At 53.1% G+C, this 13128-nt stretch carries 14 protein-coding genes; 3 read left to right on the top strand and 11 right to left on the bottom strand.

All coding sequences use genetic code 11. The annotated features are described in order from the left end of the window. Positions 1-15 precede the first annotated feature (15 nt). The 11 genes from ACZ52Z_RS01945 to ACZ52Z_RS01895 form a co-directional block, all read right to left on the bottom strand. A complete protein-coding gene (locus ACZ52Z_RS01945; protein ID WP_464269081.1) occupies positions 16-918 on the bottom strand; it encodes a nucleoside recognition protein in 903 nt (300 codons plus the stop codon). A 344-nt stretch (positions 919-1262) separates the two neighbouring features. Further along, positions 1263-1571, bottom strand: coding sequence for a hypothetical protein (locus ACZ52Z_RS01940; protein WP_464269080.1), 309 nt, complete (start codon positions 1569-1571; stop codon positions 1263-1265). A gap of 30 nt (positions 1572-1601) precedes the next feature. Further along, positions 1602-2240 carry a FlgO family outer membrane protein gene (locus ACZ52Z_RS01935; protein WP_464269079.1) on the bottom strand — a complete coding sequence of 213 codons (639 nt, stop codon included), beginning with the start codon at positions 2238-2240 and terminating at the stop codon, positions 1602-1604. An 8-nt stretch (positions 2241-2248) separates the two neighbouring features. Further along, positions 2249-2965, bottom strand: a complete 717-nt coding sequence (locus ACZ52Z_RS01930; RefSeq protein ID WP_464269078.1) for a hypothetical protein — start codon at positions 2963-2965, stop codon at positions 2249-2251. A 76-nt stretch (positions 2966-3041) separates the two neighbouring features. After that, on the bottom strand, positions 3042-3485 hold the full coding sequence (locus tag ACZ52Z_RS01925) for a thioredoxin family protein (protein ID WP_464269077.1): 444 nt from the start codon (positions 3483-3485) through the stop codon (positions 3042-3044). A 26-nt stretch (positions 3486-3511) separates the two neighbouring features. Further along, on the bottom strand, positions 3512-5881 hold the full coding sequence (locus ACZ52Z_RS01920) for a fatty acid cis/trans isomerase (protein WP_464269076.1): 2370 nt from the start codon (positions 5879-5881) through the stop codon (positions 3512-3514). Positions 5882-6018: 137 nt separating this feature from the next. After that, complete coding sequence (locus ACZ52Z_RS01915; protein WP_464269075.1) at positions 6019-6201, bottom strand: transposase family protein; 183 nt, start codon at positions 6199-6201, stop codon at positions 6019-6021. A gap of 104 nt (positions 6202-6305) precedes the next feature. Beyond that, complete coding sequence (mnmH, locus tag ACZ52Z_RS01910) at positions 6306-7409, bottom strand: tRNA 2-selenouridine(34) synthase MnmH (protein WP_464269074.1); 1104 nt, start codon at positions 7407-7409, stop codon at positions 6306-6308. A gap of 356 nt (positions 7410-7765) precedes the next feature. Beyond that, on the bottom strand, positions 7766-8704 hold the full coding sequence (locus ACZ52Z_RS01905; protein WP_464269073.1) for an AEC family transporter: 939 nt from the start codon (positions 8702-8704) through the stop codon (positions 7766-7768). Positions 8705-8840: 136 nt separating this feature from the next. Continuing rightward, entirely contained in the window at positions 8841-9644 is an 804-nt protein-coding gene (locus tag ACZ52Z_RS01900; protein ID WP_464269072.1) for a sulfite exporter TauE/SafE family protein, read from the bottom strand. Between the two features lie 129 nt (positions 9645-9773). Continuing rightward, the gene (locus ACZ52Z_RS01895; protein WP_464269071.1) at positions 9774-10499 is read right to left on the bottom strand and encodes a FadR/GntR family transcriptional regulator; all 726 of its coding nucleotides are present in this window, start codon (positions 10497-10499) and stop codon (positions 9774-9776) included. 268 nt (positions 10500-10767) lie between these two features. Between ACZ52Z_RS01895 and ACZ52Z_RS01890 the strand changes: the two genes are divergently transcribed. From ACZ52Z_RS01890 to ACZ52Z_RS01880, 3 genes are all read left to right on the top strand, one after another. Next, positions 10768-11097 (top strand): PilZ domain-containing protein, encoded by a 330-nt coding sequence (locus tag ACZ52Z_RS01890; protein ID WP_464269070.1) that lies wholly within the window; start codon positions 10768-10770, stop codon positions 11095-11097. A gap of 160 nt (positions 11098-11257) precedes the next feature. Further along, the gene (locus ACZ52Z_RS01885) at positions 11258-11860 is read left to right on the top strand and encodes a TetR/AcrR family transcriptional regulator (protein ID WP_464269069.1); all 603 of its coding nucleotides are present in this window, start codon (positions 11258-11260) and stop codon (positions 11858-11860) included. Positions 11861-11884: 24 nt separating this feature from the next. Then, positions 11885-13048, top strand: a complete 1164-nt coding sequence (locus ACZ52Z_RS01880) for a radical SAM protein (protein WP_464269068.1) — start codon at positions 11885-11887, stop codon at positions 13046-13048. Positions 13049-13128 lie beyond the last annotated feature (80 nt).

Here is a 13128-nt window from a genome sequence, read left to right as displayed (position 1 = left end):
GCTTGGTTCCAGCGCTCATAGGCGAACAAACCGATCCAGCGAGATGAATCGGGGGACAAGAAACAATAACAGACAGCTCAGAACAATAGCCGCACACAGACGGGCAGTGACAATAATCCAGAAACTGGCCCCGAACAAAACAAACAGCAGCACATCTTCAATGACCGAATGACAGATCATGAGAAAGGTACTGATAAAAAAAATATCACGCTGGGATAGATTTCCCTGTCGGGCTTCCCGAATAAGAATGGCAGCCCCGTAGGTAATGCCCAGCAACTGGCCTACAATAATGGAAAAAGACGTACTGACCCGCTCCAGGTGGGATTGCACCGCCCGCGATGCCCGCACCAGATCCATGATGACGATAATGGCGGTGATGATGAGGATAATTTTCAGGGAAAGTACCAGTGCGGTTGCGGCTGAGCCCAGGAGAACCTGGCCGATCCCCTCCGCTGTTGCCCCGGCCGGCGGCTGATCAGGGATGACGCCAGTCCTCACTTGCTCCGGAAGCAGGAGTACCACCGGGATGGCGGCCGCAAAGGCACCGACAAGGCGCAGAAGGATCGAATAGCCGTAAGCAACTCCAAGCCGGGCCATGATGGCGCTTTCTATGATCAGCGCATGGCACACGCCGATAAAGATTCCCAGCACGGTCCACTGTGCGGCCGACAACCCCAGGGGTGCGGCCAGGGCAATGGCGGCATACGCATTGATCAGCACGCCCCCGGCGATAGCCCCGGCTGCCTCAGGCGGCAAATCAAGGAGGGCGGTAACCGGGGTAAAGAGGAAGCTGACAGACTGCAGTAGGTGAAAGTAGAGCAGCAGATCGGAAAGAATATAGAGGGGAACGACCAACCTGAGAATCAACCAGGCACTGGCGAGTGCAGAGCGTAGACTGTCAATGAGCAGGGTTTTCACGCTGGAGAGACCGGGTTGGATTGGTGAGAGAGCCTCCTTTGTTCAAGGACGGGCAGGCGGAACACTCCTCTTACTTGCTTCGTTTGGTGCCACTGTAGGTAAAGGCCTTGGCAATCATTTTATAAAATCCACCTTTATCGATCCCTACCGGTTTACCGCAGACACAGTACACCTTGCCATCCTTTTGTTCAATGCTGTAAACACGCTTTATTCTTGCTTTATGGCAGCGCAGTACTTCACCTGGCCCAATTTTATCGTAACGCCACAGTTTTTGCTTGCAGGCAGAACAGCGGACAATCAGCATGGCAGAACAGGGGAGAAAGAGCGATTCATCGGCAATACACTCAAATTTTCTGACGAAGCCGATCCAATTCTCCGGGATCGGTAAACTTCACCAGGCGGACCTTGCGACTGCGGGGAAACTCCCGTTTTATCAGGCCCCGGAGCAGTCGCGGCAATTCTTCGCCAATGACCCTTATTTCCTGATCCCTGTAGCCGCGCTCCCGAACAAGATAGGATTCATCATCCACTCGGACGATGGAAATGAACCGGTTTCGCTTGTAGCTCAGGAGCTCAACCCCACCCGGAGGATCAATGCCGCTCAGGGCGGCAAGCGCTTTTTTTCTGACAGCCCCGATGTTAATCAATGCCATGATACACCTCTGGCCCTGAACCGGTGGCAGCTAGTAAAAGATGGAATCAAGAAAGGAAGGCGAGGGAGGCGCCACTCCACCTTTGGCGGCATCCGCATACTGCAGGTTGAGCATACGCAGGGTATTTTCGTCCAGGTACAAACGGTCATCAAACGCGGCCCGGATGACCCGATCTTCAGGAGAGACGAGCCTGACGGAAAGATACATCACCCGATTAGCCATGGTATAGGTGCCGACCACAACGGCCTGGGCTTGCTGCTTGCGCATTATCTCACTGAGATCCCGTGAAAGCATAAACTCGCCGCCTTCGGCTTTTATCAGGACGTCACCGCGGAGCTTCACTTCCTTGGAGGTAATCCCCCGCTGTACCAGGCCGCTGATGACCGTGTTCTGCAAATGACGGCCAAAATCAGACGTCTGACCCAGGCGACGGTTATCAACAAAGGTGGTGACCATGACCGGCTGGTCCGGCTGTCGCGGGTAAAGGGGCGGCTCCGCCTGCTCGACCAGGGTTTTGGCGATCTGGTCTCCGAGCTTGACCAGGTTGACATCGCCGCCTAATAACGGCTCCAGGCGGGTACCGTTGAAGCTGGAACAGCCATAAACCAAACAAAGACATGCGAGCAGTAGGGCTGAGGTAAAGAGTCCGGCAAATTGACGCACACGCATAAACAGCATTACTCCGTAGAGGTAGATTGGGTCAGTTCGATTTCCATGGCCGGCGAGTTCTGCTGGTAATGCCAGAAATCGGCATCATTGATATAATAAATATTGGAGCTGCGCATGATGTAGCGATTATTGTCGACAATGGAGGTGGTGATAATCACTTCATAATGCCCATTGATAACAGAGGTAGCCCGGGCGGCATCCACCGCAGCGGCAGTGGCCAGGGCTAACACTTCACCGGGAGCGTTTCGGAACACCAGAATACCGGCAGTGAGGGCAGTGATTACCCCCGGCTGAGGCCACTGGTACCGGGTAGTCTGGTGATACAGCACCTGTACTTTGTAATCCACCACCAATCCGCCCTCTTCCATGGCAGCCTGAGTGGGTACTCCGAACCTGACCAACTGGGAAACCAGCAGATCGTTAAACCCCTCGTCAAAGGCAAAGGTTTCCCCTGGCCCGCAGCCATCGGGCAGCCCGCAGGTATGGCGCACATACACCGGGGTAACCAGATAATCCCGGTCGATCAGCTCCCTGTTGATCTGGTTGGCGATGTCATTGGCCAGAACCTCCCAGTGATGGGCGGCCTGCATTTTCTGCTGCTTGGAATACTCGTAGCCTACAGGCTGCGGAATACGTATACAACCTGCGGAAAACAACATTGCGGAAAACAGGGCTGCAGCAAGCGCAAACTTGGTCATGGCGGCTCCGAAAGAAAAATAGCTCATCTGTACCTATCTTCCTTGTCGGTCGTATCCCGCTCAAAATAAAGCACTCTTTTTAAGGTCGGCTGCTGTACTGTCTTCACAGGCAACCCCTGAGCCGGTTTTCGATATCAGCCTGCGATGCAGCGCCAACCAGCTGATCGACGACCTTGCCACCAGAAAAAAAGAGCAGCGTCGGCACTCCACGTATCTGAAACCTGGAAGCGGTTGTTCCGTTTAGGGAAGTGTTTACTTTACAGACCACCGCTTTACCGGCGTAAGCCGCAGCAATGTTCTCGATCAGGGGGGCAACCATCTGGCAGGGCCCGCAGGTTGGGGAGTAGAAATCAACCAGCACCGGCAACGGCGATTGCTCGACAATCCGGCTGAAGCTCGCATCGGTCACATCATTCACTATCCCTGTCATCGGCGCACCTTCGAGACTGGTGCCACAGCGACCGCATTTTGCCTGCAGCTGCTTTTTTTCTTCCGGCACTCGGTTTTTTGCACCACACTCCCTGCACACGACTATGATATTTTTCATCTTTCCTCCCATGGCTTCTTTGGGCTCTACCAGTTCACCTCTTGGGTATGGGCCCGGTGATAGTACCGATTCAGATCAAATAATCCGGCGGTGTCAGGGCTATCGTGTAAAAAACGCTCCTGAAACCAGTCATATTCTTCCCAAAAATGTTCATCCGCACGATTAACGGTGAATCGCCTGAGGATTTGCAGCTGCTCTTCGCGGCCTTCAAACGTTTGCAGCAACTGTAAAAAATCGGGCAGATCGTCCAGATGGAGGTCAATATAATTATTGGGATATGATCCGACAAAACCGCGAATAAAGTCGGCCTTATCTTTTGTCGGGTCAAGGGTCTTTTTCTCACTGAACAGAAAGGTCACATTATCGTGCCAGCGATGGATGACAATGGAAATTACCACATCGTCCTTGTCGGGAATCCGAATGCGCATATGGGCCACATTGACATGCTCATCCTGCACATAGCGAAAAAAAGCAGTGCCAGGTGCCGAGACTGCATGAAATCCGCGAATATAATCCTCTACCGTGGCGTAGGTTTGCGGAAGCGGAGGGTGGCCCTCGTCCGCATAGAGATAATTTTGATCAAACCCGATACCCACAGCCGGCAGAAGGTGCTTGCCGACGACCTGCTCTATAAACTCCCGTTGGGGTTCATCAGTCGCATAGGACACCCGGGTTGGCATGGGGGCCGGATAATAGTTCACCTCGTCGATCGCTATACCGCTGTACCACTCCGCCATCAGGTTGCTGCGTTGGTCGCGGGGAAGAAAATCGAGGAAATAACTCTCTCCCTCAATACGCAACCTGTCCATGTAGAGCCGGATGGACAGCTGATGGCCGGCGGTTCCATACACATCAAAACCCGCCACCAACGCGTAATATATTCGTTCAAGCAAGGGAAAATCCATCACCCAGGCGGTGCGCGGCAGCTCTCCCAAGGCCCCCTTATGCACCGATGCGCTGTCAAAATGACGGAAAACGGTAAGCATGGGAGTATCGGCGGCCCGGGCGCCTTTCCAGATATGCTCCATTCCCAGCCCCTGGTAATGGTGAGCAGCATAAAAATTCTGGCGGGCAGTATAAAACCGGATAGCAGCCTCACTGTATTGGTTTTTCAAGGCCGTAAACAACCCGCTATCGCTACCTTTTTCTGTGGGCATTACCAGGTCGGCACTGTGCAACTTGAGAAACCCGGGGTAGCGAACAGTCAGGTCGTGATCAGGGTCAAGAAACAGCACCCAAAAATGATCGTGGATGACATTGAGGGCAACCTGCCCTTTGCATACCGGTCCACGAATAAAGGTCATGATAATATAATTGGCATTATCCAGCAGAAACTGATAGCGCGAGCGTGGGGGAATCTGCTCAAAAGCGGCAAATGGATTAGCGCTCAGCACGGGATCGTAGCTTACCACGTGCGGGGTCTGCAGCCATGTGGTGTCGATAAACAGGGAGTGAAAACGGTCGTACTGCTGCTGATCAAGCGGAAAGACCATGTGGGTTTTATGCACAATGGTGGAATGAATACGCCTGAACCGATAGTACATGGGCCCTGGGCCAGGATCATCATAGGGGCGAACAGTGGGAATAACTTCTACAGGGACTCCCGGAGGGGTGCTGGAGCGGACGAGTTCATAAAAAGCGCCTGAACCGGTGCGAAAACTCAGATGGGCAAGAAACAGATGCTCATACAGGTAACGGGCGGTCACGACGTACTTGGGCTCGGTACGGTTAAAAAAACGCTCCCACTGCTGCACCATCCCCAAATCAAGATCATCAACGGCAGTCAGTTGTGCCTGCTCCTCTGCAGTGGGCCCATGGGCGCCTTGCGCGATCCACCCGGCAATGAGGTTGTATTCGTCCTGTTTGAGGGGAGGAAAGCCGAACGGCATGCCACGGTTGGGATGCTTTTGCAGATAGCTCTGCAACTCAACACCGTTCTCAGCGCAGGTCAGGTCACCGGCTTCTGAAAAATACTCGCCGCTATTTTCCGGATGCTCCATTTTATGGTTGAGCAATTGAAGCATCAGCGCGTTGCTATACCCTTGCCCGGCATCGCTGTCGGTCACGCTGTAAAAACCCTTTGTTCGCCACTCCTCAGTGGTTTGCGCATCAACAAAGAGCCGTGTCGGATCCATGGTCTGCAGCCGCGAGGCCTGGTAAACGGCTTTTTTGGTTGCCCCTCTGTCCACCCCTTCATAGGAGCTCAGTTTAAGTTGGCAAGGGGAATTATAGCACGAATGGCAGACCACGCAGCGCTTGTCAAGAACCGGTTTGACCTCCCGGAGATAATCCACCTTCTGTTGAGGAATGGTGATTGCGATGGGCGGAAGGGTTTTTTCCGCACAACCAGCCAACAAAAAAATCAGCCCACCAACTGCTACAAGCCACTTAACCATCTCCCCTCCCTGTATGTATCCACCAACCAACGAAAACGCATTCTCGCCGTGTTCCATCGCCATGCACCTGCAATAAAGCCGTATTCTTCACTGCAGCCGCTTGTATCTGCTCGGCTCCCACATCTCACGGACGAGGATTAGGCAAATGGCGGCGCAGTATATCCAATGTCGAAAATATCGTGACATGCCGGACAGATGAACAACCACCTGACCACATCACCATCTGCTTTGAACATGGAATGAAATCCATCCTCATACCCGCAGGTGGGACACAGCTTGAACTCTTCTGTTACCTTGACCGTTTTGACCCTGTATTCCATACCTCCCCTCCTCTTGTCCGAATCGTGGTGTCGGATGACACCCTCCAAGCAACTTTGCACCTCCGCAAGCACAATGCAACGAGCCGGCCTGCCGGTGTTGCTGCTCACTTGTATTGCTGCAGAAATTGAAGCACCGACTGATAATTGCCTGAGTGGATTACCTGAGGTTGCTTCTTGTTCAGTTTGTAATCATAGGTCGGATCATAGTAATCGCGCAACAGTACCTCTATCCACTCCCGGTGACAATCAGCATTCCCGCTGACTAGCTGGGTACGGTGGGCGTTGGCCTGTAAGTCAAGTACTGAGACTGTCCGCTGTGCACCAAGTCGTCGGGCAATCTTCCGCACATCCGCCTGCATGGTATCAAGCCATTGTTCGATTCCCTTTTCCTCGCCATAGACCCGACAAAAGGCGGCCTGCCCGTTGAGGACATACTCCGTGTAGGTCAATTCTACCCGGTCGACAAGGGGAGCCTCCAGAAGGACGAGTGGACAGGAACTGAAATAGCGGGCCAGCGGCGCAGGCAGATAACAGCGGCCCACATGGGTTCCTTCACTTTCGAGGACCATGGTCGAATGTCCCTGCAGCCCATGGTGGATCAGGGCGAAAGCGAGCCGGTTTTCAAAGTCGGCCTGTCCGGGTTGTGGGTCAATATGATGGCCAAAAGATGACCCCCTATGATTGGCAAGGTGCTCCAGATCGATAGCATTGTCGAGCTGCTGCAGCAGGAGGGTTTTGCCTGAACCGGTGCGTCCGCCAAGAATAACGGGTCGACTGACAAGAGCGTCGGGGTCGAGCCGCTGCAGCAGATACCGGCGTACCGCTTTGTAGCCGCCGGCGATACGAGGCAGCTCATGCCCTGAAGCTTCCCTGATCCATTGTTGCGCGATCTGGGAACGCATCCCACCCCGAGAACAGAATATCAACGCGTTGGGATGTCGGGTCACCTGCTCCACCCATTGATTGACCCGTTCTGCCTTAACCGCGCCTCCCACCAATTGATGCCCCAGTTGAACCGCAGCGTCCTGTCCCTGCTCCCTGTACCTCTTCCCGACCAGGTGCCGCTCTGTATCGTTCAATATCGGCAGATTGACTGCACCGGGCAATGTTGCCTTCTGATATTCCACTGGTGCTCGAACATCGATGAAGAGTGCATCAGAGGTAACTATTTTTTCAATATTATCTTCAGGTGTGAATGCTTGCATCATTTCCTTTTTCTTTCCCAAGAGCGCAGCCTCCCCTGCGAAGAAAAGACAAAGGGGCAACAGGTTTATGGGCGTTGCGCTCCCCTCACAACCCACTGGTCGGCCATCTCGTTTTCGGCAGCGAAAAAAACCGTGGAGATGCCTTACCGGTGGAGACCGAACAGCCACACCTCCGTATAAAAGCTTCTCTGGCCATGAGTTTCAAGAGCTTTCTTGTGCCGTCCCCCGCAACAGTGCAGCTTCCTACACTTTTCGCCGGTTGCTATCAGTCTGCATCAAGAGGGTTCTACCGGAGCGCAGCTGCATACGGGCACAAACAAAAACAAGCCGCAGGCGTTGAGCTGTCCCGTCTTGGGCCATCAGTTCAATGGCAGGCAGTACGAAAACAGCGTCAGCATGACCGGTACATGAAATAACGAGAGTAGATTAGACAACAGCACGGCCAATGCCGCCTTTTCTGGGTGGGCTTTGAGCAGCACAGCCAGGGTGACCGTATTGCCGGCCATTGGCACGATCGCAAAAACAAACATCACCACATACAGCTCTCTGTACAACAGATGTGTAACGGTTGCGTCCACGAAAATCAGCAGACTGATCAACAGGGGCCAGAGCAGGTGTTTGAACGCCAGAGCTATCTTCAAAAAACGTGCATCCACCCCACCTCGCTGACGCACGCCGTCAAGTCCCATGCCAATAACCATCATGCCGAGTATGGAAAAGACTACTTTGAATTGCCCGGCGTACCCGGTTACGGGGTCCGGCAGGGTAACACCGGAAAGGTTGAGCAGCAGTCCGGATAAAAACGCATACAGCGCCGGCAGCCTGACCACCTTTTTCAGGCTTTCGGCAGCTGTAAATGCGCCTTTTGCGGTAATGTAGAAACCGGTGGTGGCCTCATAAAAAAAGGAAGCCAGGACGGTAAATATAAAGATATTGGCCAGGTCCGGTTCAAAAAGAACCAATGCCAGCGCAATGCCATAGTAGCCTGTGTTGCCTGTGCCAGCGGTAAAGGCAAGGATGTTGCTCGTGGCATCCTGCCACTTGTGCTGGAAAAGCCAATGGGTAAGAAAAGCGAGTAGTGAACAAAAAATATAGAAAAAAACCGGCAGAAAGACCACGGCCGCATTAATGGTCACGCCCAGGGTGGCGCTGAACACCACCATGGGCCCGATAAGATAAAAAACCACCGTGGCGACGGCCTCCCGCTGTACCCCAAGGTAACGGGAGGCAAGGTAGCCTAGAATGATGTTGGCGTAGAGGGGAAGGATTTTTCCCAGCAGCACAAAAAAGATAGTCACAAGTTTCCTTTACGAGACCACAGGTGCACTGTGATCAAACCATGTTCCGTGCGCCGGGATTTCCTCGAGGTCAACGAAGAGTGATTAACAAAATACCCCGCGGGATTCCGATCCTCTGCTGCCCGATTGTCGGAGGCTACTGTATTACCCCCCACGCCATTTTGGTGGCAACAGCGCAGAGAAAAAGCGCAAAAATCCGCTTTAACTTGTCCACTGGCAGGGCATGGGCCAACCTGGCGCCAAGGGGAGCGGTGAGCACACTCAGGCTGACAATAAACACCAAGGCGGGCAGATAGACATAGCCAAGACTATAGGGAGGAAGCCCGGTCGCACCAAGATTGTTGACTATATACCCGAATGCACCTGCTACGGCTATGGGAAATCCGATGGCAGCAGAAGTACCAATGGCCCGGTGGGCTGGAATATTACACCAGATCATAAATGGAACAGAAAGAGAACCACCGCCGATACCGACCAGGCTCGAAGCCACCCCTATCACATTGCCGACACCGAACATACCGGCAAAGCCGGGAAGTTCTCGAGAGGCTTTGGGTTTTTTACTGAGAATCATTTGAGTGGCGACCGAGTAGAGAAAGATACAAAAGAAAACCTTTAAAAACTCCGTGGACAGTTTCGAGGCCACAAGTGTGCCGAGATAGGTCCCAACTAGGATACCGGGAATGATCACGCGCACAATCGACCAGTCAACAGCTCGGCGGCGGTGATGCGACATAAAGCTGGAGATGGAGGTGAAAATGATGCTTGCCAGCGAGGTCCCCAAGGCCAAATGCATGATAACCTCGGTTGGAATGCCCTGCTTGACAAAACAAAACACCAGCATAGGAACGATAATCAACCCTCCGCCAACACCAAGCAATCCGGCAAGAATACCTGCAATAAATCCAACAGGCAGATACATCAACACGAGTTCCAGCGACATGTGGCCTCCTTACCGGTCGACAATGGCAGCAAGAGGCGCATCCATTGCTCCGGATTATGATTTACTGAATCATTTCTCAATGTTTCCCGGACCTGTGACGCCCAGGCTCTGCGTCGTCTCAGGTTCGGGTCACTCTCGTTGTTCTTCATCTTCGGGCGTGCATCCCATGATGGAAGTTTCCACCTGGGCGATATGGCGCTGCATAGCCGTGTAGGCCGCCTGTGCATCCCCTGTTTCCAGGGCCTGAATCACGTGCAGGTGCCCTTCCACCGATTGCAAGGCCCGCTGCCGGCTTTGCAGCCATGCTGACCGGGTCTGATCAACCACCGACCGGACGGTCTCCATCACCTGGCACAGGACAGGATTCGCCGTACTGAGCGTAAGCAGACGATGAAATTCGGCATCCAGATGCTGGACCGGCTTCCCCTGAAGAAGAGCGTTCTGCTGATCACAGAGCACTACCTTCAGCTTGTCCAGCTGGTCTGGGGTAATCCGTTCTGCAGCAAGAGCGGCTATTTGCGGTTCGATCAATTGCCGAAACTCGAGAATAGAGGGCAGATCCTCACCGGATCGCAGCATCTCTCTAAGTAAGGCCGCAACTGGGGCAATGGCTCGCCCTTCTGCCATAAGATAGGTGCCGTCACCCTGCCTGCTTTCCACAATACCTCGCTCGCCAAGCGCCTGGAGGGCCTGACGAACAACACTCCGCGTAACGCCAAAGGACTGGGCAAGAATTCTCTCAGGTGGCAATCGATCCCCAGGATGCAGCTCGCCGTCAACAACAAGCTGTCGAATTTGCTCGATGACGCTTTGGTACCCGCTTCCATGCTTTTCGGGTGGTTGTTTATCGGTCACTGCTCACCTTTTCTAAAAATTGGTCAACCATTATGTAAAAATACTCTTTTTAAAAAATTTTACAATTTAATTAGATTATTATAGTAGTACAATTGGGCGGCCAATATCCATACCCCCCTGCTCGTTCCATCCCTCCCCGGTTCACAGGCCGAGATTCTCTGCTTGTAAAGCCAAGCAAACAGGGTAATATAGGCTGTTTTGGCCATGGTCACAGCGTGAGCTGCATTGTCCATTCACTTGTCAACCACCCACTCTACAGGAACGGACTTTGAACGAAGCAAAGGATCGAAGAAAAGCGTTTCGCATGCCGTTTAATGCGGATATCGTCTGCCATGTACCTTCCACTGAAAGTACGTATCACGGGAGATTACGTGATATCAGTGCACTAGGAGTCTTTGTCGAGGCAGAAAACACGCCTGAAATGGGCTGTGCCTGTGAACTGCACATTGCGCTCAAGGGTACCAGCAGTCGATTGGTCATCGATCAGCTGAAAGGAAAGGTTGTTCGCCTGGTCGAGGGGGGCATGGCCATCAGTTTTGAGGACCGTTTGGAATGGATAGCCCTGGTGCCCATATACTTCCACAAGATGAAAAAATAAGCCGGATGCCGGCGCAGTGTCCTCACTCACCCTACCCCACCTCGTCCTTGTAGCCAGCATTCCCTGCAGCAATGGACGTGATTCGATCCTCACCTTTTGCCAGCTATGCCTTATGCAAAACACTTGACACGAAACCTACCTTTTAGTAGGCTGGTAACCTATGAACGATACTCGAACACAAATCCTTGACGTGGCAGAAGACCTCATACAAACTGTTGGTGTGAATGCCATGAGCTATAAACACATCAGTGACAGCGTGGGGATTCGAAAAGCTAGCATTCATCACCATTTCCCCAAAAAGACAGACCTGATCGACGCCCTGCTTGAGCGGTGCCGACTCACCTATGGGGCGGATTACAGCCAAATAGTAGACGGTGAAGGGGCTGCTCCTGAAAAACTGTGCAAACTGGCAGCTGTCTTTGAAGCTGGCCTTGCCGCCAACAAACTCTGCCTTGTCGGCTCAATCAGTACGGACAGCAATACCCTGGCAGAGGGCTCTGTGCATATTTTAGAACAAACTATCCAGCATACTGTTGCAACCTTTTCCACTGTCTTTTCCCAGGGAAGAGAAGACAACTCATTATTTTTCAGTGGAAAAGAGCAAGACGCTGCCTATGCTTTTTTCTCTTTTCTGGTTGGGGTTCAGATTGTAGCACGCTCTTCCGGCGGGGTTCCGGCCTTCCGCAGGGCAACGGAAACCTTGATCACCTCCTACGCCTCCCGGGAGAAAAACACAGTCTGCCACGGCGATCGCCCTCTCTAACCACTTCCTTGAATAATACGGAAAATGCCGCAGCCAAACAGCAAAGAACAGCAACCTTATACAGGATTTGAGCAGGGCCCCATACGTCCGCCGAGCGAGGCGGAAAGTCTGCTTATCCGTATCACTCGCAATTGCCCATGGAACAGGTGCACCTTCTGCCCGGTATACAAGGGGGCACAGTTCAGCAGGCGTCCCATTGACCATGTCCTGCGGGACATTGATACGGTCCGCGCTCACGTCGACGCCATTCTCGAAAAGCGGGAACACCCGAACCGCTCCGGCGCAAACCGACTGCACAGACAAATTGACGATACCACCGACCAGCAGGCACTGTATGCAGCACATGCATTCGTTGCCGGAGGCATGCGCTCCGTCTTTCTGCAGGATGGCAACAGCCTGATCATTCGCCCGCAAGACCTTATCCGCATCCTCAACAGGTTACGTGAAGCATTTCCGGGGATAGAACGCATCACCTCCTACGCCCGTTCACAGACGCTTGCAAAAATCAGCGATGCCGACCTGCAGCGGATTGCAGAGGCAGGGCTCAATCGCATCCACATCGGGATGGAATCCGGTTCAGATACCGTGCTGGCAATGGTACATAAAGGTGTCGACAAGGCAACCCAGGTACTGGCGGGACAGAAGGTGAAAAAAGCTGGCATCCAGTTATCCGAGTACTACATGCCCGGTCTTGGAGGCAGGAGCCTCTCACGGGAAAACGCTCTGGAAACCGCTGATGCCCTTAATCAGATCAACCCGGATTATATCAGGCTGCGTACCCTGGCCCTTCCCCAGGGAGCACCGCTCACCAGCACCTACCTCCAGGGACAGTTTGACAAAATGGGGGATGTGGAAACTGCCAGGGAACTGCTGCTGTTTCTGGAAAACCTGGATGGAATAAGCAGCACCATACGCAGCGATCATATCCTCAACCTCCTGCCCGAGGTCGATGGGATCCTTCCGGAACAACGACAACAAATCCTTGCCCCGGTTCAAGAGTTTCTGCAATTGCCGCCAAAAGAGCAACTGCTTTTTTGCATTGGCCGGCGTACGCACCGCATGGCACGTCTTCGCGACCTTAAAGATCCAGCGCTACGGGGATACGCACAAAAAATGTGTGACGAATTCGGTGCCACCGTAGAAAACATGGACCAGATAATCGACACCATTATCCAACGCTTTATCTGAAAGGTGTTTTAAACATGTGCCAGGAACTGCCATGCCCCTGCGACTGCATCCATTTTTCCCCGGAACCCATAAGGCAACCG

This window comes from Desulfogranum aggregans (assembly GCF_055398265.1).
This window is presented reverse-complemented; position numbering and strand designations above follow the sequence as displayed.

What these genes read in the sequence shown, in the direction of transcription:
- ACZ52Z_RS01940 (WP_464269080.1), bottom strand. Translation starts at nt 1,571, where the DNA reads ATGGCATTGATTAACATCGGGGCTGTCAGAAAAAAAGCGCTTGCCGCC.
- ACZ52Z_RS01935 (WP_464269079.1), bottom strand. Translation starts at nt 2,240, where the DNA reads ATGCGTGTGCGTCAATTTGCCGGACTCTTTACCTCAGCCCTACTGCTC.
- ACZ52Z_RS01930 (WP_464269078.1), bottom strand. Translation starts at nt 2,965, where the DNA reads ATGAGCTATTTTTCTTTCGGAGCCGCCATGACCAAGTTTGCGCTTGCT.
- ACZ52Z_RS01925 (WP_464269077.1), bottom strand. Translation starts at nt 3,485, where the DNA reads ATGAAAAATATCATAGTCGTGTGCAGGGAGTGTGGTGCAAAAAACCGA.
- ACZ52Z_RS01920 (WP_464269076.1), bottom strand. Translation starts at nt 5,881, where the DNA reads ATGGTTAAGTGGCTTGTAGCAGTTGGTGGGCTGATTTTTTTGTTGGCT.
- ACZ52Z_RS01915 (WP_464269075.1), bottom strand. Translation starts at nt 6,201, where the DNA reads ATGGAATACAGGGTCAAAACGGTCAAGGTAACAGAAGAGTTCAAGCTG.
- mnmH (WP_464269074.1), bottom strand. Translation starts at nt 7,409, where the DNA reads ATGATGCAAGCATTCACACCTGAAGATAATATTGAAAAAATAGTTACC.
- ACZ52Z_RS01900 (WP_464269072.1), bottom strand. Translation starts at nt 9,644, where the DNA reads ATGTCGCTGGAACTCGTGTTGATGTATCTGCCTGTTGGATTTATTGCA.
- ACZ52Z_RS01885 (WP_464269069.1), top strand. Translation starts at nt 11,258, where the DNA reads ATGAACGATACTCGAACACAAATCCTTGACGTGGCAGAAGACCTCATA.
- ACZ52Z_RS01880 (WP_464269068.1), top strand. Translation starts at nt 11,885, where the DNA reads ATGCCGCAGCCAAACAGCAAAGAACAGCAACCTTATACAGGATTTGAG.